The sequence below is a fragment of the Pseudomonas baetica genome (assembly GCF_002813455.1).
Lineage (GTDB): Bacteria > Pseudomonadota > Gammaproteobacteria > Pseudomonadales > Pseudomonadaceae > Aquipseudomonas > Aquipseudomonas baetica.
Genome location: NZ_PHHE01000001.1, coordinates 496779 through 514923 on the forward strand (window position 1 = coordinate 496779; position 18145 = coordinate 514923).

Genomic DNA, 18145 nt, shown 5'->3' on the forward strand with positions numbered 1-18145 from the left:
TTTTATGGGTACAAATGCTGTGAGTCGGGTGCTATTGATAGTCGGCGACAGGGTAGTCCCTGCACAAGGTTTCGACCTCTGAACGAAACTGCGCAAGGAGCAGGGGTTCCAGTGTGTAGTCCTGCTCGCCGAGCGGCGCCACCGTATTCAGAATCCGCACGATCAAATCGACGATCTGGCGGCTGCCGTGGACATCGACGCGGCGTTGCGCCAGAGCGCCCGTGCCGATGCGCAGCCCGCTGGTAACAAGTGCCGAGCGGTGATCGCCGGGGACGCGATGTTTGCTGACGATGATCCCGCAGTGCCCCAGCGCCGCCTCCGCGATGGCGCCCGTAACGCCGCCACGCAGCCGAACCAGCACCGTGTGGTTTTCACTGCAGCCGCCGACCACCTCATAATCCTTGGCCTGAAACGCTTTGGCCATTTCATCCGCTGTACTGCGGATCTGCGCCATGCAGGCATCGAACTCTGCGGACATTGCATAACCCAGCGCGGCCGCCTTTGCCGCGATCATGTTGACGGCGGGCGCACCCTGCATTCGCGGGTAAACGGCTTGCTCAAGCAGGCGACTGAAGGTGGTCCGCAAGCCGGGAATCTTGGTGTTCGCATCAGCACCGCTGAGGATCAGGCCGCCGCGAGGCCCGGCGAGTTGCTTGTGCGTGCACGTGACGGTGACGTGTGCGGCGTCGATCGGACTTGGATGGCGCGCGGTAGCGACAAGCCCGGCGATATGCGAAATATCGGCGAGCAGGATGGCGCCGGCTTCATCGGCAATTTCGCGAAACCGCTTGAAGTCCACCACGCGCGAATAGGCGGTGGCGCCGCAGAGGATGACGCGTGGGCGATGGGCGAGTGCGAGCAGGCGTACCTTGTCGTAATCGATCAGGCCGTCGGAGGTTGTGCCGTACTGGATCGCCTTGTAGTAGGCGCCGGAAAACGCGGCAAGGCTGCCATGGGTCAGATGACCGCCGTGTTCCACCGCCATGCCCAGCAAGGTGTCACCGGGCTCAAGCAAGGCTGTGAGCACCTGGTAAACGGCGTTCGACGCTGAGTGTGGCTGCACGTTGGCGTATTGCGCGCCGAACAGTTGCCGCGCCCGGCGGATGGCCAGCGATTCGACCAGCTCGACGTTCTCGCACCCCGCGCTGTGGCGCTTGCCGGGCATGCCTTCAGCGGTCACGTTGACCAGCACGGAAGCGGAGGCCGCCAAGGTTCGCGGCTGGACTGCGCAGGAGGAGGAGACCAATGAAAGCGTGTGCTGTTGACGCGTGACTTCAGCGTCGAGAATGGCCGCCAGTTCGGCGTCTTCTGCGCGAAGATCTGCCAAGCCGCGTCGCAGCAAGTCAGCCTGGTTTTTGAGCGGTTCAGTAATGACTGCCATTGCTTGATTCCTTCCCTGGTGTTGCGTGATTTGCGCATGTCCTTGCTTGCCAGATCTGTACAGGCGAATCCGTGTTTTGACCGCTGTGCGCGCAAAACTAAACCCTGTACAGGCCCACCGTTTTTTCGTTCTTTCACTCGCGAGAATGAGACGCCGGATTGACGCATCATAGATTTTTCAGTGAGGAACGCCACAAAATTAAGCAAAAAAATGAACATTCTTCAAAGAAAATGATTCTTTTTGTAGTCGTTGCGGGTGTAAAACAGGCATTGCCCGGTGTCGCTTTTCAAGCGCCGGGTCGAAGGCAACAGGAACTGACGAGTCGGTACGGAGGCTGAAATGCCCCCGCAGGTTGGCGCAAGCAGCCTGTGAAAGCTGACTTTTTATACCGAACCCAGGGAGGGAGAATGCTATGATCCTGCGCGGCATTGACAGGGATATAACTGCAATTTCCTACCTCACTTGTGTGTGTCCTGAATGATCATTCGGGGCGTGACAATGATTGCAGTTAAGAATGGATGATAAGCATGTGATGCACAGAAGAGAAAGATCGGAGAATCTGAAGAACAACATCAAATACCTGATAAAGAGTCGCGGGGAAACGCAGTTGTCCCTGTGCCACTCCAGTGGTCTGACCCGAACGACCATCTACAACATCCTTGAAGGCAAGGTGGTCAATGTCCAGCAGTCGACCGTCCGCAAGATTTCTGATTTCTTCGGGGTGTCTTACGAAGAAATAGAGACGATTGATTTTGAAGAAAAAGAAATCATTGAAAGCAGTATTTCGCCACAGGGGAATATGAATCCGGCGGCGGTGCCTGTCATCAAGGAAAGTCTGCTGCTGCAAAGTCTGGATAAAAGAATTGGCGAGTTGGCCACTATTTACCCACTGACTTACTATTTTGGCGCGTCCTTTAACCTGATTGGCGTGCTTCTGGAACATGAAATCAGCGGCATGAATGAACCCGGCGATCTATTGATTGTGCAGAAAGGAGCATCGACCAGCGACAGGGAAAAGCTGGTGTATGACAAAATCACAGCGAAGTTATCTATAAGCCATGAAGGCAGCTTTGATACGGATCGTGTATGCGTGATCGGAGATGTAATCGAGGAACGATTTAATGGATTGCAGTGTTGACGTTGAAAACAGCAAGTACAAGTTGCTGGGGTTCGAAAATGGAAAAAGCCTGGCCGTCATCATGGTCATCGCGACAGGCAAAATAATTAAAATAAAGCTAAGTGAAGTATTGAATAGTGAGATTATGGATAATCTGAATAAAATCGAAGTGAAAAACCTCTACAAGAAGTTTTACTCCCAGGGCGGAGCACTCACCGCTTACGAAATAAATGACCGGCATGAGAGTTCCTGGATGATCTATATCATTCTGAACCTGATGCTGTTCACGCTTTACATTTTTACCAGTATTGCTGCGACAAAGCCGATCTACCTGGATTACTTTGACATTGTCGTGACCCCGGGAACCTTTCTTTACCCGCTGACCTTTCTGATCGTTGACTTGTTGAACGAGACCTTTGGTCTGCGGCTGGCACGCCGGGCAATTCTCTTTGCGTTCATCAGCAATGCGGCGATTATCATTCTATTGGCGATTACCACCCATTTGCCGGGGCTGCCGGGGTGGAAGCTCGATGGGCCTTACAATGACGTGATCAGTCAATTGTCTTCTGTTCTGGTAGCGTCTTCGATATCGTTTCTGGTGTCCGAAAACATAAACTCGTATCTGTTGTGCAAGATCAAGGAGCTGACCAACTCCAGATTCCTGTTCTTGCGCGTATTCTTGAGTACATTATTTGCAGTAATCATCGACAGCTTTCTGTTCTGTTACATCGCATTCTATGGAACGATGGAGAATAGTGCGATCTTGAGCATGATCTATGTGCAGATCGCGATCAAAGTGGGTTTTGCTTTCTTTAATATCATGCCCGCTTATGGGGCGCGGTCGCTGTTCAAGAAGTATCTGACGGGAAACCAGGTTTGATCGAATAGCAGGAACGCTCGCCTGGATTGTCCAGGCGAGCGTTTTTTTTTGTGCCTTATTTTAGTTTGAGTTTCAATTTCAAACTGTTGGCTACCTGCTCTTTGTTCTCCAGGAACTCGTTGAGGCCTTTCGCGCGAAGATTGCACGCGTCACAGTCGCCGCATCCGCTTCCAGCTATACCGTTGTAACAGGTCAGCGTCTGATGACGAATCAGCTCAAGTTGATTGTGGTAATCAGCCAGCGCCCAGGTTTCGGCTTTGTTCAGCCACATCAGTGGCGTTTCCAGACGTAACTTGTAATCCATGCCCAGTTCAAGCGCGTTGTTCAACGCCTTGACGAACTCATCCCGGCAATCCGGGTAACCCGAGAAGTCGGTTTCGCAAACGCCGGTAATGACTGTTCTGGCTTGAACCTGATACGCATAGATAGAAGCGAGGGTCAAAAATAGAATGTTTCTTCCCGGTACGAAAGTGCTGGGCAGACTTTCTCCGGAGCTGTTGACGGTCGGCACGGGAATGTTGTCGCGGGTCAGGCTGCTGATCGCCAGTTCATTGAGCAGAGAGACGTCCATTACCTTGTGAACGGTCACGCCAAGCTGTTTGCAAAGTTGCTGCGCAACTTCAATTTCCGCGTGGTGACGCTGACCATAATCAAAGGTGATGCAGTGCACTTCATCATAGTGGGTCAGCGCATGGATCAGGCAGGTCGTAGAGTCCTGGCCGCCACTGAAAACGATAACTGCCTTGTTGCTCATAAGTCTGCTTCCTGCATTAAACGGGTAAATTTAAAGGTCGCAATGGTAACTCGAAATGACGCTCGATATAAGTGCGCTGGAAGTTGCGCCCGCAGGCCGCAGGTCGCTCTGCAGCTAATCGCGGTATCCTGTGCGCTCTGAATACGGACGCTTTTCCATGCTGGTGATTTCCAACAATGTGCATCTGCCGGATGCCGAGATCGAATTGACGGCCATTCGCGCTCAGGGCGCCGGTGGGCAGAACGTCAACAAAGTCTCCAGCGCCATGCACCTGCGCTTCGACATTCCGGCCTCGTCCTTGCCCGAGTTCTACAAGGAGCGGCTACTGGCGTTACGCGACAGTCGTATCACCGGCGACGGTGTGTTGATCATCAAGGCTCAGCAATATCGCACGCAGGAAGCCAATCGCGCCGATGCGCTGGAGCGTCTGGTCGAGTTGATCCTCAGTGCCACCAAAGTCGAAAAAAAACGCCGTCCGACCAAGCCGACTCTCGGTTCGAAGAAGCGCCGGCTCGAATCGAAAACCAAGCGCGGCAGCATCAAGGCCGGGCGTGGCAAAGTGGATTTCTAGTCTTCGCGATATTTCGCCGTGTGCTTGTACAGATACACGCTCAACGCCAGACCGCTCAATGAGGCGAGGGCGGCGAACAGGAAGATCGAAGCGAAACCGAATCCTGCCGCAATTGCCCCGGCCAGTGGCCCGGTGATCCCCAGCGACAAATCGATGAACAGCGAATAAGCGCCGACTGCCGCACCACGACTGGAGGCTGGCACCAGGTTCACCGCTTCCACACCCAGCGCCGGGAATACCAGCGAGAAACCAAAACCGCTCAATGCCGCGCCGGCCAAAGCCCAATGCGCATCGGGCGCTAGCCACAACAGCAACAGGCCGAGGGTTTCCACCGTCAGGCAGGCAATCGCCACGCGAAAGCCGCCGAGACGGTTGATCAGGTTGCCAAACAGCAGCCGCGCGCCAATGAAACTGGCGCCGAACAGGCTCAGGCACAACACCGCGTTGTTCCAATGCTGAGTCGCGTAATAGAGGGTGATGAAGGTGGCGATGGTGCCGAAGCCAATCGAGCCCAGCGCCAGTCCGCAGCCATGGGGGAACACGCGGCCCAACACATGCATGAACGGCAGGCGTTCACCGACAACAATCGGCGCAGCGGTTTTCGGCCACGCGAGCAGCAGGCCCAGTGCGGCGAGCAGGATGATGCTGGCGCCCATGCTCCATAAACCCAACTGGCCGACCAGCCACACGCCGAACGGTGCACCGACGGCCAATGCGCCGTAACTGGCGATGCCGTTCCAGGAAATCACTTTCGCGGTATTCGCCGCGCCAACCCGGCCGATGCCCCAGCCAATCGAGCCTGAACCGACGAGGCTTTCCGCGCTGCCCAGCACCAGTCGGCCGATCAACAGGCTGATCAGGCTGAGCATCGGCAGGTTCGGCGTCCATGCCGAAATCAGCATGAACACGCCGCTCAAGCCACAACCGGCCAAGCCAATCATCACTGCACGTTTGCTGCCCTGGTTGTCGATGATCTTGCCGGCGTACGGACGGCTGAGCAGGGTGGCGAGGTATTGCACGCTGATTACCAGCCCGGCGATCACCGCACCGAAGCCCAGGTCGCTGTGGACATAGCCCGGCAGTACCGCGAGCGGGATGCCGATGTTCAGGTAGCCGATGAAGGTGAAGAGAACGATGGAAACGACTTGTAGCGTGACCGCCAAGGGGCGCTGGGGTTCGGATGAGGACGACATGGGGAACGATCCACGGGAAAGCAGGATTAGATAGGCTGCTTATGATACCGGCGAGATCGGGTCAGGGGCGGGGAAAAGTAAAACTATTTAGCGGATGGCGGATTTACGGTTTGGCCGGGGCGACCAATTGCGTGGTGACCAGTGCGGCGAGGGCATTTTCCTCGCTGCCGAAACGGGCGAGCAGGGCGGCTTGTTTCTCCGGGGAGAGACGACTCCAGATCTCGATCATTTTCTCAGTGGCGCCGATCAGCACGGCAGCTTGGCTTTCGGAGAATTCGTCGGTCATGGCGGGCTCGGGTTCAGGCAGTGTGGAAAGCGCATGTTAGCGCTTTCCACACGGTCTGTACGGCGGTTCTTACTCTTCGTTGTCGGCCGGGCGGCTCTCAACGGCTTCTTTCGGTTCGGGCTGCCCCGCGCCGGCTTGTTGCGTGGTCGTCTGCTCAGGTACGTGCAGGCTTGGGAAGGGGAGATTAGGAATCTCGTGCATGGTTGCGCTCCTCGCTAAGTCTGTTGATAGATCTGGTAGATCCGCGCTTTTAGAAAGCCTGCGCAGGATACAGCAGGAAAAATGACAATCAGACTTTTAATTCGAATTATTGCGACAAATGGCCGCAGGGAGCAGAAACAAAAGGTCAGCGCAAAACAAATGTGGGAGCGGGGATGCTCACGAAAGCGGTGTATCAGGCAACTTGATTGTCGACTGACACTGCGCCTTCGCGAGCAAGACCGCTCCCACAGGGTGGTGTGTTGCAGTAACTATTTGCAGACGCTGGCGATGGCGTCGGCCAGCAGCGCAAGGCGCGTAGCGTCGATGCCGGCAACGTTTGCCCGTCCCGAACTGACCATGTACATGCTGTGATGCTCACGCAGTTGTTTCACTTGCTCCGGCGACAGCCCGGTGTAAGAGAACATGCCGCGTTGCACGCCAATGTGCGCAAAGCGTTCGCGCAAGCCGTGCGGTTCCAGTGCTTCGACCAAGCCACTGCGCAACTGCGCAATACGCAAACGCATGGCTTCCACTTCGTCCGCCCAGCGGGCTTTCAAATCTGGATCGGCGAGGATGGTGGCGACTACCGCGGCGCCGTGATCCGGTGGCGTCGACCACAAGTTGCGGGCGATGTTGGCCAGTTGGCTGCGGATGTCGATGAGCTTGTCGGCGGTTTTCGCGCAGACGATCAGTGCACCGGTGCGGTCGCGATACAGGCCGAAGTTCTTCGAGCAGGAACTGGTGATCAGCAGCTCCGGTACCTCGGCGGCGAACAGTCGGGTCGACCACGCGTCCTGCTCCAGACCATCGCCAAAACCCTGATAGGCGAAGTCGATCAGCGGCAGCAGGTTGCGGTTGCGCACAACCTCCAGCACACGCCGCCAGTCGTCGTGACTCAGGTCGAAACCGGTCGGGTTGTGGCAGCACGCATGCAGCAGCACCACATCGCCTTTGGGCACGTCATTGAGCACGGCGAGCATGGCGTCGACGTCGAGGCGGTTGTCGCTGCCCACGTAAGGGTAGTGACTGACCTTGACCCCGGCCGTGGCGAAAATGGTTTCGTGGATCGGCCAGGTCGGGTTGCTCAGCCACACGCCCTTGCCGGGCAGGCACTGCGCGATGAAGTCAGCCGCCAGACGCAGGGCACCGGTGCCGCCCGGCGTCTGGGTCGCGCCGGCACGTTGTTCGGCGATCAACTTCGAGTCGGCGCCAAGCACCAGCTCATTGATGACTTTGCCGAACAGCGGATTGCCGTGACCACCGATGTAGGTCTTGGTGTCTTGGCTTTCGACCAGTCGCGCCTCGGCGATTTTCACCGCCTCGGGGATCGGTGTCAGGCCTTGGGCATCCTTGTAGACGCCAACGCCGAGGTCGAATTTGCGCGGATTGCTGTCCTGCGCATACGCCTCCATCAAACCGAGGATCGGGTCGCCGGGTACCCGGCCGATGGCGTCGAAGTGCATTACTTGCGTCCTTCTGCGGTCTTGGCCACTTCGTCAGTGCGCGCGGCCATGATGAAGTCGTTGCGGTGCAGGCCCTTGATCGAGTGGCTCCACCAGGTCACGGTGACTTTGCCCCACTCGGTCAGCAGGCCCGGGTGGTGACCTTCGGCCTCGGAGATGTCGCCGACGGCGTTGGTGAAGGCCAGCGCATGCTTGAAGTTCTTGAACAGGAAAACTTTCTCCAGCTGCATGATGCTGTCGCGTACTTCGATGTTCCAGTCAGGGATCTGCTTGATCAGGATCGGCAGTTCTTCGTCGCTGACTTGTGGCGCATCGGCGCGGCAGGCTTCGCAGTGGGCTTGGTTCAATGTGGACATGGTGGTTTCCTGAATTCGATTCTTGTTGGAAATTACTATCTTTGCACGCAAGTCGCGAGCGGGTTCTGCTCAGGCCGCTTTCGGCTTTGGCGGAAATTTCGGCGCATGCAGACCCAGCTGCATGCCTTGTCTGACCATGGCCATGATGTCTTCATGGGCCACGTCGAACAGGCGCTTGAGGTTCGGCAGGACAAAGTACAGCGGTTGCAGGATGTCGATGCGGTAAGGCGTGCGCATGGCTTCCAGCGGATCGAAGAGCTGATGCTCAGGCTCGTCCGACAGCGAATAAACAGTTTCTTTAGGCGAGGACAGGATGCCGCCGCCGTAGATGCGTTTGCCTTGCGGGGTGTCGACCAGGCCGAACTCGATGGTCATCCAGTACAGGCGCGCCAGGTACACGCGCTCTTCTTTGGTGGCCTGCAGGCCGAGCTTGCCGTAGGTGTGGGTGAATTCAGCGAACCACGGGTTGGTCAGCAGCGGGCAGTGACCAAAGATCTCGTGGAAAATGTCCGGCTCTTGCAGGTAGTCCAGCTCTTCGCGGGTGCGAATGAAAGTGGCCACCGGAAATTGCTTGCTGGCGAGCAATTCGAAGAAGGTCTGGAAGGGGATCAGCGCCGGGACACGGGCGACCTGCCAACCGGTGGTCTCACCGAGCACCTTGTTGATCTCGCCCAGTTGCGGAATGCGGTCGTGGGGCAGACCGAGTTTTTCGATACCGTCCAGGTATTCCTGGCACGCACGACCTTCGATCACTTTCAACTGGCGAGTGATCAGCGTGTTCCACACCGCGTGTTCTTCGGCGGGGTAGTCGATAAAACCTTGCGCATCGGGCTCGCGGGCCACGTATTGCGTCTGCTTCATACTGCTCTCCTGCTAGGGGAATTCGTTCTTGTTATGTCCAGCGATGGGGTCAGATTTACCTGAGAGCAGGGAGGGATGCAGCAGGTTGCAGACGCACCTTGTAGGAAAAATCAGCGGATTTCGTAAAAAAATCGTTACGCTTTGGCGGTTATCTCGCGTTTGCGGTGATTTGCAGGTTTGAAAAGGGCTGTGGCTGTCACATAATCTTGACAACTATCTGCGCGCCTCGACAGAAAAGTCTGGCGCTAAGTCCTGTGGGAGCGAGCCTGCTCGCGAAGGCGATCTGTCTGGCACATCAATGCTGAAGTGCCACCGCCTTCGCGAGCAGGCTCGCTCCCACAGGGATTGTGTTTAACCGCTCATCCTCGTCGGGCCTCTTTATATGCGCATCAAAGTCCACTGCCAGAACCGCATCGGCATCCTGCGCGACATCCTCAATCTGCTCGTGGAGTACGGGATCAACGTGGCCCGCGGTGAGGTCGGTGGCGAGCATGGCAACGCGATCTATCTGCATTGCCCGAACCTGATCAATCTCCAGTTCCAGGCCTTGCGGCCGAAATTCGAAGCGATTGCCGGGGTGTTTGGCGTCAAGCGGGTAGGGCTGATGCCCAGCGAGCGACGGCACATGGAATTGAACGCACTGCTCGGTGCGCTGGAATTTCCGGTGCTGTCGATCGATATGGGCGGCTCGATCGTCGCGGCCAACCGTGCGGCCGCGCAGTTGCTCGGCGTGCGGGTCGACGAGGTACCGGGTATTCCGCTGTCGCGCTACGCTGAAGACTTCGACTTGCCGGAGTTGGTGCGTGCCAACAAATCGCGAATCAACGGCATGCGCGTGAAGGTCAAGGGCGACGTCTTTCTCGCTGACATCGCACCGCTGCAATCGGAGCATGACGACAGCGAAGCCATGGCGGGGGCCGTGCTGACCCTGCATCGCGCTGATCGCGTTGGTGAGCGCATTTACAACGTGCGCAAGCAGGAGTTGCGCGGTTTCGACAGTATCTTCCAGAGCTCGAAAGTCATGGCGGCGGTGGTGCGTGAAGCGCGCCGTATGGCGCCACTCGACGCTGCGCTATTGATAGAAGGCGAAACCGGCACCGGCAAAGAATTGCTGGCGCGGGCCTGTCACCTCGCCAGTCCGCGCGGGCAGTCGCCTTTGATGGCGCTCAACTGCGCGGGCCTGCCGGAGTCGATGGCCGAGACCGAGTTGTTCGGCTACGGCCCCGGTGCGTTCGAAGGGGCGCGTGCCGAAGGCAAGCTCGGGCTATTGGAGCTGACGGCGGGCGGTACGCTGTTTCTCGATGGTGTCGGCGAAATGAGCTCGCGCCTTCAAGTCAAATTGTTGCGCTTTCTGCAAGACGGTTGCTTCCGTCGGGTCGGCAGTGACGAAGAGGTTTATCTCGATGTGCGGGTGATCTGCGCGACGCAGGTGGACTTGTCCGAGTTGTGCGCGCGGGGCGAGTTTCGCCAGGATTTGTATCACCGCTTGAACGTGCTGTCGCTGCACATTCCACCGCTGCGCGAATGCCTTGACGGTTTGACGCCGCTGGTCGAGCACTTCCTTGATCAGGCCAGTCGGCAGATCGGTTGCGCGCTGCCGAAACTGGCACCGGCGGCAATGGAGCGTCTGAGTCATTACCACTGGCCAGGCAATGTGCGGCAACTGGAGAACGTGCTGTTTCAGGCGGTTTCGCTGTGCGATGGCGGCACGGTGAAGGCCGAGCATATTCGTCTGCCGGACTACGGCGTGCGTCAGCCGCTAGGCGATTTTTCGCTGGAGGGTGGGCTGGACGAAATCGTCGGGCGCTTCGAAAAAGCGGTGCTGGAGCGGTTGTATTCCGAGCATCCAAGCAGTCGGCAGTTGGGTAAGCGTCTTGGCGTTTCGCACACGACCATTGCCAACAAGCTGCGTGAGTATGAAGTCGGCAAAACCGAGTCGTAACCCAAACATGTGTGGGTAGTGATGGCCTCTTCGCGAGCAGGCTCGCTCCCACAGGGGTATGCATTTCAAATGTGGGAGCGAGCCTGCTCGCGAAAGCGATAGTCCAGGCAACACCAGCGCCAGACATTGCCACCTACCGGCATAACACCGCCGGTTTTTCGACTTCGATACATTTCCCCAATCCTCTAAATCTCCCCCAAGTCCTTTGTTTACCGGGCCGCGCGCCGCCAGAAAAAAGTTGGTCTGCAAATTGCTTGTGGCTCAGCAGTACAGCGGTGGACGGCAAACGTCCGGCATGCAGAGGAAAGAGTGTGGACAAGTACCTTTATGTGGCAATGACCGGCGCCAGCCAGAACGCACTGGCGCAGAAGGCTCATGCCAACAACCTGGCGAACATCTCCACCAACGGCTTTCAGCGCGACCTGGAGCAGGCGCGTTCGATGCCGGTGTTTGGTGACAGCTTTCCGGCGCGTGCGTTTGCCATGAGCGAACGTCCGGCCACTGACTTCACCGCAGGTTCGCTGGTGCAGACCGGGCGTGACCTCGACGTCGCCGTGACCGGCAACGGCTTTATTGCCGTGCAGAACCCCAACGGCGGCGAAAGCTACGTGCGCACCGGCAGCCTCAACGTCGACGCCCTCGGCGTGCTGCGTGCCGGTAACGGTATGCCGGTGATGGGTAATGGCGGTCCGATCGCCGTGCCGCCCGAGCAGCAGATCGAAGTCGGTGAAGACGGCACCATCAGCATTCGTGCGATGGGCGAAGGCCCGCGTGTCATGGCCGAAGTCGATCGGATCAAACTGGTCAACCCGGACATCAAGAACATGAACAAGGGCCTCGACGGCTCGATCTACACCAAGGACGGCCAGCCTGCGCCGGCCGATGCCAACGTCAAGCTGGTGTCGGGTTTCCTTGAGTCGAGCAACGTCAATGCCGTGGCAGAAATGACCTCGGTGCTGGCGTTGGCCAAGCAGTTCGAACTGCACGTCAAGATGATGAACACCGCCAAAGACGACGACCAGGCCATGGCTCGGGTCTTGCAGATCAGCTAATTATCAGAACGTCGCGCCGTAAAACAGGCGCACGAGGAGAATCGAATGCTTCCGGCTCTATGGGTTGCCAAAACCGGTCTGTCCGCCCAGGACACCAACCTGACCACCATTTCCAACAACCTGGCGAACGTCTCGACCACGGGCTTCAAACGTGACCGCGCCGAGTTCCAGGACCTGCTGTACCAGATCAAACGCCAGCCAGGCGCCCAGTCGACCCAAGACAGCGAACTGCCGTCGGGCCTGCAACTGGGTACCGGTGTGCGCATCGTCGGCACGCAGAAAAACTTCAACGCCGGCAGCCTGCAAACCAGCGAAAACCCGCTGGACATGGCGGTGGACGGTCGCGGTTTCTTCCAGATCCTGCAACCGGACGGCACCACGTCCTACACCCGTGACGGTACCTTCCACCTCGACTCCAATGGCCAGATCGTCAACGCCAGCGGTTTCGCCCTGGAGCCTGCCATCGTCATCCCGAACAACGCTCAGAGCTTCACCGTCGGCACCGACGGCACCGTGTCGATCACTGTGCCAGGCAACCCGGCCGCTCAGGTGATCGGCAACCTGCAAACCGCCGACTTCATCAACCCGGCCGGTCTGCAAGCGGTGGGTAACAACCTGTTCCTGGAAACCGCAGCTTCCGGTGCGCCGCAAATCGGTACGCCGGGTCTGAACGGTTTCGGGACCACGCTGCAGAACACTCTGGAGGGTTCCAACGTCAGCACCGTTGAGGAGATGGTCAACATGATCACCACCCAGCGTGCCTACGAGATGAACTCCAAGGTGATCTCCACCGCCGACCAGATGCTCTCGTTCGTAACGCAGAATCTGTAATCAAGTCTATGGGGCGGCCATGAGGTCGCCAGCAATACCGTGAGGTAGGGTCATGAAACGCTTTGTATCTGTTCTGGCATTGGGTGGGGTCGTCTCGCTCGCGGGCTGCGTCGCTCCGACGCCCAAGCCCAATGACCCTTACTACGCCCCGGTGTTGCCGCGCACGCCGTTGCCGGCTGCGGCCAACAACGGCTCGATCTATCAGGCCGGCTTCGAACAGAACCTGTACAGCGATCGCAAGGCGTTCAGGGTCGGTGACATCATCACCATCACCCTGAACGAGCGCACCCAGGCAAGCAAGAACGCCAACTCGCAAATGGACAAGAACAGCGATAACAAGATCGGCCTGACGTCGTTATTCGGTTCCAGTCTGACGACGAACAACCCGATCGGGAGCAACGACCTGAGCCTGAACGCCGGCTACAGCGCCGACCGTTCGACCAAGGGCGACGCCAAGTCGGGGCAGAGCAACAGCCTGACCGGTTCGATCACCGTGACCGTCGCTGACGTGCTGCCCAACGGCATCATCGCCGTGCGCGGCGAGAAGTGGCTAACGCTGAACACCGGTGACGAACTGGTTCGCATCGCCGGCCTGGTGCGCGCCGATGACATCGCCACGGACAACACCGTGTCGTCGACCCGGGTCGCCGATGCACGCATCACCTACTCGGGTACCGGCGCGTTTGCCGATACGAGTCAGCCAGGCTGGTTCGACCGTTTCTTCCTCAGCCCGCTGTTCCCTTTCTAGGTGGCTACGTTGAATTTCAAGAGCCTCATGCTGGCCGCCGTTATGTTGTCGGCGGCCTTCAATGCACAAGCCGAGCGGCTGAAAGACATCGCCAGCATTTCCGGTGTGCGTTCCAACCAGTTGATCGGTTACGGCCTGGTGGTCGGGCTTAACGGCACCGGTGACCAGACGACGCAAACGCCGTTCACCCTGCAGACGTTCAACAACATGCTCTCGCAGTTCGGCATCAAGGTGCCGCCGGGATCGGGCAACGTGCAGTTGAAAAACGTCGCGGCAGTATCGATCAGTGCCGATCTGCCGGCGTTTGCCAAGCCTGGTCAGCAGGTCGATATCACGGTGTCCTCGATCGGTAACTCCAAGAGCCTGCGGGGCGGCACCCTGTTGCTGACCCCGCTCAAGGGTATTGACGGCAACGTCTACGCCATCGCTCAGGGCAACCTGGTGGTGGGTGGTTTTGATGCCGAAGGGCGTGACGGTTCGAAGATCACCGTCAACGTTCCGTCGGCCGGCCGCATTCCCGGTGGTGCTTCGGTAGAGCGCTCGGTACCGAGCGGTTTCAATCAGGGCAACAGCCTGACGCTGAACCTCAACCGTTCCGACTTCACCACCGCCAAGCGCATTGTCGACAAGATTAACGACATGCTCGGCCCTGGCGTGGCGCAAGCCATCGACGGTGGTTCGATCCGTGTCACCGCGCCGCTTGATCCGAGCCAGCGCGTCGACTACCTGTCGATCCTGGAAAACCTCGAAGTCGATCCAGGTCAGGCCGTGGCGAAAGTCATCATCAACTCGCGTACCGGCACTATCGTCATCGGCCAGAACGTGAAGGTTTCGCCAGCCGCGGTGACCCACGGCAGCCTGACTGTAACCATCACCGAAGACCCGATCGTCAGCCAGCCAGGCCCGCTGTCCAACGGCCAGACCGCTGTTGTGCCGCGCTCGCGGGTCAATGCCGAGCAGGAAGCCAAGCCGATGTTCAAGTTCGGCCCGGGCACTACGCTCGACGAGATCGTCCGTGCGGTGAACCAGGTCGGCGCGGCACCGGGTGACCTGATGGCGATCCTTGAAGCGCTGAAGCAGGCCGGCGCGTTGCAAGCCGACCTGATCGTGATCTGAGGACAGCGAACATGGATATGCGCAAGGGCAGTCTGGCTGGCACCATTGATTCGGGTTCGTACTCCGACCTCAATCGTCTGAACCAGCTCAAGGTTGGCGACAAGAACAGCGATGCGAACATGCGCAAAGTGGCGCAGGAATTCGAATCGCTGTTCATCGGGGAAATGCTCAAGTCGATGCGATCGGCCACCGAGACACTCGGTCAGGACAACCCGCTCAACACCCCGGCCGCCAAGCAATATCAGGAAATGTCCGACCAGCAACTGGCCATTTCCATGTCTCGCGAGGGCGGTGGTATCGGCCTGGCAGACGTGCTGTTGCGCCAGATGCAGAAAAACAAACCGATGGCGCCGGGTGAGGCTGCTGCCGCATCCGCCGCCAAACAGCAAGAAGCCCGGGAGAAAGCGGCTGCTGTGGTCACGCCGATTGCGGCGGGCACCACCGCTATCAACGGCCCGTTGTCGCGCGTCAATGGCGAGCGTCCGCTGTGGGCATCGCGTTCGGGACGTGTGTCGAACAGCGCCGGCATTTCTCACAGCAATGACATGGAAATGATCAACAAGCGTCGTCTGGCCTTGCCGCCGAAACTGGCTGATCGTCTGCTCGCAGGTTTAGTGCCGTCGGCGACGACGAACGCCACGCCTGCACCCAATACCTTACTGCCGCGCGCCACGACCGCCGTCGCGACCGGCGCAGGTCCGTTGTACAACGGCGACTGGCTGGCCCGTGCCGAGGCCGATAAAGCCTCCGGCGGGCAGATGCAGATTTACGGCCGCGCCATGGCGCAGATTCCACTGGCGCCGGCGAAAAAAGCGTTCAGCTCCGCCGACCAGTTCGTCAATACCATGCTGCCGATGGCCAAGGAAGCCGCCGACCGTATCGGCGTCGATCCGCGCTACCTGGTGGCGCAAGCGGCACTGGAAACCGGTTGGGGCAAATCGGTCATGCGTGCGCAGGATGGCAGCAGCAGCCACAACCTGTTCGGCATCAAGGCGAGCAGCAACTGGAAGGGCGATTCGGCCCGGGCGATCACCAGCGAGTTCCGCAATGGCGCGATGGTCAAGGAGACGGCCGAGTTCCGCTCCTACGCCTCGTACAAGGACAGCTTCCACGATCTGGTGACTTTGCTGCAGACCAACAATCGCTATCAAGATGTTGTGAAGTCGGCCGATAACCCAGAACAGTTTGTACGCGAGTTGCAAAAGGCCGGTTACGCAACCGACCCGAACTACGCGAGCAAGATTTCGCAGATAGCCAAGCAGATGAACAGTTTTGAAAACTACGCTGCGGCGGGCGTTTCCACCACGCCTTTATAAGGCACAAGGTATAAGGTCTGAACCATGAGTTTGCTCAATATCGGGATGTCGGGGCTGTCGGCTAGCCAGTCCTCTTTGGCTACGACGGGTAACAACATCGCCAACGTCGACACCGCCGGTTATTCACGCCAGCAAACCGTGCAGGGCACTAAATCCTCGCAGCAGTTCGGCAATGTTTTCATCGGCACCGGTACGACCCTGGCCGATGTGCGCCGGGTGTATAACTCGTACCTGGAAACTCAGTTGCACACGGCGACCTCGCTCAACAGCGAAGCGGCCTCGTATCTGGCGCAAGCCAAGCCACTGGACGGCACACTGTCCGACGTCAATACAGGCCTGACCGGTGTGCTGCAGAAGTTTTTCACCTCGATGCAAGGTGTGGCGACCTCGGCCACCGATGACACCTCTCGTCAATCGGTACTGACCGGCGCGCAGGCACTGACCAGCCGTTTCAACTCGATTGCCAAACAGCTGAACGATCAGAACACCACGATCAACGGCAGCCTGACCGACATGACGGCCCAGGTGAACAAACTGGCCAACTCGATTGCCGCGCTCAACCAGAAGATCGGTGAGATTTCCACCAGCGGCGGCGCGCCAAACGATTTGCTCGACAGCCGTAATGAGGCCGTACGCCAGTTGTCCGAACTGACTGGCGCGCAGGTCGTTGAGCGTGGCACCAGTTTCGACGTGTACATCGGCACTGGTCAGCCGCTGGTGATTGGCAACAGCACCAACACCTTGAGCACCGTACCGAGTAAAGGTGATCCAACGCGCCTGGGCATCCAGATGAACCGCGGTTCGAGCACCATCGACATCACCTCGGCAATGAGCGGTGGCGAAATCGGTGGTCTGCTGACCTACCGTAATGAAGTCCTCGACCCGTCGCTCAACGAGCTGGGGCGTGTGGCGCTGGTCGTCGCCGATCAGATCAACAGCCAGCAAGCCCAGGGCATCGACAAGAACGGTGACTTCGGTGCGGCGATTTTCAACAACATCAACAGTGCTGCGCTGATCAGCCAGCGCAGCATTGCGAAGGATGGCAACAGCGCAGGCTCGGGCAACCTTGACGTGACCATCAAGGACAGCGGCAAGCTGACCACCAGCGATTACCAGGTCACGTTCACCAGCGCTACCGATTACACCGTCAAGCGCTCCGACGGCACCGACCTGGGCGCATTCAGCACCACCACCAATCCACCTCCGGTGATCGATGGCTTTACGCTGGCGCTTAATGGCGGTGCGTTGAGTGCGGGTGACACCTTCAAGGTAACCCCGACCCGTAACGCAGCGGCGAACATTCAGACCGTACTCACCGATCCGAAGAAAATCGCTGCAGCGGGCCCGTTGACCGGGGTCGCCAGTGCCGCCGGCCTGGGCACCTACACCCAGCCGACGCTGAGCGACACCATCAACATCTACAACCCGACTGCCCAGGCCGATATGCAGGCGGCGCTGAAGAATTCGACACCGGTCAAACTGGTGTTTGGCGATCCGAGCGGCGGCAGTCAGTCTTACAAGTTCGTCGACGCGAAGGGCGGGACCATCAGCTCCGGCACCATCGTTCCGGGGCAAGCCAACACCCTGAACCTGAAAGTGGGCATTGTCGATGCCAGCGGCAACCCGGTGCTGGACACGAGCGTCACGCCTAACGTGCAGAAAACCTTCACCGTGCAGACCACGGTGGGCGGCACGCCGAAATCCGGTGAAACCTTCACCATGAACCTGACCGGCGCGGCGTCTTCGGATAACCGCAACGCTCAGGCGCTGGTTGGCTTGCAGACCAAGCAAACCGTAGATACCGGTTCGGCGAGCAAGGGCATCAGCCTGACTGACGCCTACAACAAACTGGTGACCAACGTTGGCACCAAGACCGCGCAAGGCAAGTCCGACAGCGAAGCCACCACGGCGATCCTGACGCAGGCCGCCGGTGCGCGTGACTCGCTGTCCGGGGTCAACCTGGATGAAGAGACCGGCAACCTGGTCAAATACCAGCAGTACTACACAGCGTCTTCGCAGATCATCAAAGCTGCGCAGGAAACTTTCGCCACGCTGATCAACAGCCTTTAAGGAGTCG

General features: G+C 58.5%; 18 protein-coding genes. 10 read left to right on the forward strand and 8 right to left on the reverse strand.

The features are described from left to right. Window positions 1–31 precede the first annotated feature (31 nt). Window positions 32–1381: a serine hydroxymethyltransferase gene (locus ATI02_RS02200; protein WP_100845325.1), complete on the reverse strand. Its 1350-nt coding sequence runs from the start codon at window positions 1379–1381 to the stop codon at window positions 32–34. 532 nt (window positions 1382–1913) lie between these two features. Here ATI02_RS02200 and ATI02_RS02205 point away from each other — a divergent pair. After that, window positions 1914–2519, forward strand: a complete 606-nt coding sequence (locus ATI02_RS02205) for a helix-turn-helix transcriptional regulator (RefSeq protein WP_095187842.1) — start codon at window positions 1914–1916, stop codon at window positions 2517–2519. Beyond that, complete coding sequence (locus tag ATI02_RS02210) at window positions 2503–3378, forward strand: queuosine precursor transporter (RefSeq protein WP_095187825.1); 876 nt, start codon at window positions 2503–2505, stop codon at window positions 3376–3378. The genes ATI02_RS02205 and ATI02_RS02210 overlap by 17 nt, the downstream gene beginning before the upstream one ends. 55 nt (window positions 3379–3433) lie before the next feature. Here the strand turns inward: ATI02_RS02210 and queC are convergent, their stop codons facing one another. Then, window positions 3434–4132, reverse strand: coding sequence for a 7-cyano-7-deazaguanine synthase QueC (queC, locus tag ATI02_RS02215; RefSeq protein WP_095187826.1), 699 nt, complete (start codon window positions 4130–4132; stop codon window positions 3434–3436). A gap of 157 nt (window positions 4133–4289) precedes the next feature. On the opposite strand from queC, the gene arfB reads away from it, so the two are divergent. Further along, on the forward strand, window positions 4290–4703 hold the full coding sequence (arfB, locus tag ATI02_RS02220) for an alternative ribosome rescue aminoacyl-tRNA hydrolase ArfB (protein WP_095187827.1): 414 nt from the start codon (window positions 4290–4292) through the stop codon (window positions 4701–4703). On the opposite strand, the gene ATI02_RS02225 is transcribed toward arfB, so the two are convergent. From ATI02_RS02225 to phhA, 6 genes are all read right to left on the reverse strand, one after another. Then, a complete protein-coding gene (locus ATI02_RS02225; protein WP_100845326.1) occupies window positions 4700–5896 on the reverse strand; it encodes an MFS transporter in 1197 nt (398 codons plus the stop codon). The two genes, arfB and ATI02_RS02225, sit on opposite strands and share 4 nt — an antisense overlap. 103 nt (window positions 5897–5999) lie before the next feature. Beyond that, window positions 6000–6182 (reverse strand): hypothetical protein, encoded by a 183-nt coding sequence (locus tag ATI02_RS02230; protein ID WP_042558181.1) that lies wholly within the window; start codon window positions 6180–6182, stop codon window positions 6000–6002. A 69-nt stretch (window positions 6183–6251) separates the two neighbouring features. Beyond that, window positions 6252–6383 (reverse strand): hypothetical protein, encoded by a 132-nt coding sequence (locus tag ATI02_RS33055; protein ID WP_016987951.1) that lies wholly within the window; start codon window positions 6381–6383, stop codon window positions 6252–6254. Window positions 6384–6652: 269 nt separating this feature from the next. Continuing rightward, a complete protein-coding gene (locus ATI02_RS02240; protein WP_100845327.1) occupies window positions 6653–7846 on the reverse strand; it encodes an amino acid aminotransferase in 1194 nt (397 codons plus the stop codon). After that, complete coding sequence (locus ATI02_RS02245; RefSeq protein WP_095187830.1) at window positions 7846–8202, reverse strand: 4a-hydroxytetrahydrobiopterin dehydratase; 357 nt, start codon at window positions 8200–8202, stop codon at window positions 7846–7848. The genes ATI02_RS02240 and ATI02_RS02245 overlap by 1 nt, the downstream gene beginning before the upstream one ends. A gap of 69 nt (window positions 8203–8271) precedes the next feature. Next, the gene (gene phhA / locus ATI02_RS02250; RefSeq protein WP_095187831.1) at window positions 8272–9063 is read right to left on the reverse strand and encodes a phenylalanine 4-monooxygenase; all 792 of its coding nucleotides are present in this window, start codon (window positions 9061–9063) and stop codon (window positions 8272–8274) included. A 382-nt stretch (window positions 9064–9445) separates the two neighbouring features. On the opposite strand from phhA, the gene ATI02_RS02255 reads away from it, so the two are divergent. The 7 genes from ATI02_RS02255 to flgK all read left to right on the forward strand — a co-directional run bounded on the left by ATI02_RS02255 (window position 9446) and on the right by flgK (window position 18138). Further along, the gene (locus tag ATI02_RS02255) at window positions 9446–11005 is read left to right on the forward strand and encodes a sigma-54-dependent transcriptional regulator (protein ID WP_095187832.1); all 1560 of its coding nucleotides are present in this window, start codon (window positions 9446–9448) and stop codon (window positions 11003–11005) included. 311 nt (window positions 11006–11316) lie between these two features. Further along, entirely contained in the window at window positions 11317–12057 is a 741-nt protein-coding gene (locus tag ATI02_RS02260) for a flagellar basal-body rod protein FlgF (protein ID WP_095187833.1), read from the forward strand. Window positions 12058–12102: 45 nt separating this feature from the next. After that, window positions 12103–12888 carry a flagellar basal-body rod protein FlgG gene (flgG, locus tag ATI02_RS02265; protein ID WP_095187834.1) on the forward strand — a complete coding sequence of 262 codons (786 nt, stop codon included), beginning with the start codon at window positions 12103–12105 and terminating at the stop codon, window positions 12886–12888. Between the two features lie 52 nt (window positions 12889–12940). Then, window positions 12941–13636: a flagellar basal body L-ring protein FlgH gene (gene flgH, locus ATI02_RS02270; RefSeq protein ID WP_064390830.1), complete on the forward strand. Its 696-nt coding sequence runs from the start codon at window positions 12941–12943 to the stop codon at window positions 13634–13636. A 27-nt stretch (window positions 13637–13663) separates the two neighbouring features. Next, window positions 13664–14752, forward strand: a complete 1089-nt coding sequence (locus ATI02_RS02275; protein ID WP_095187835.1) for a flagellar basal body P-ring protein FlgI — start codon at window positions 13664–13666, stop codon at window positions 14750–14752. An 11-nt stretch (window positions 14753–14763) separates the two neighbouring features. After that, entirely contained in the window at window positions 14764–16068 is a 1305-nt protein-coding gene (gene flgJ, locus ATI02_RS02280; RefSeq protein ID WP_095187836.1) for a flagellar assembly peptidoglycan hydrolase FlgJ, read from the forward strand. A gap of 24 nt (window positions 16069–16092) precedes the next feature. After that, a complete protein-coding gene (flgK, locus tag ATI02_RS02285) occupies window positions 16093–18138 on the forward strand; it encodes a flagellar hook-associated protein FlgK (RefSeq protein WP_100845328.1) in 2046 nt (681 codons plus the stop codon). Window positions 18139–18145: the final 7 nt, after the last annotated feature.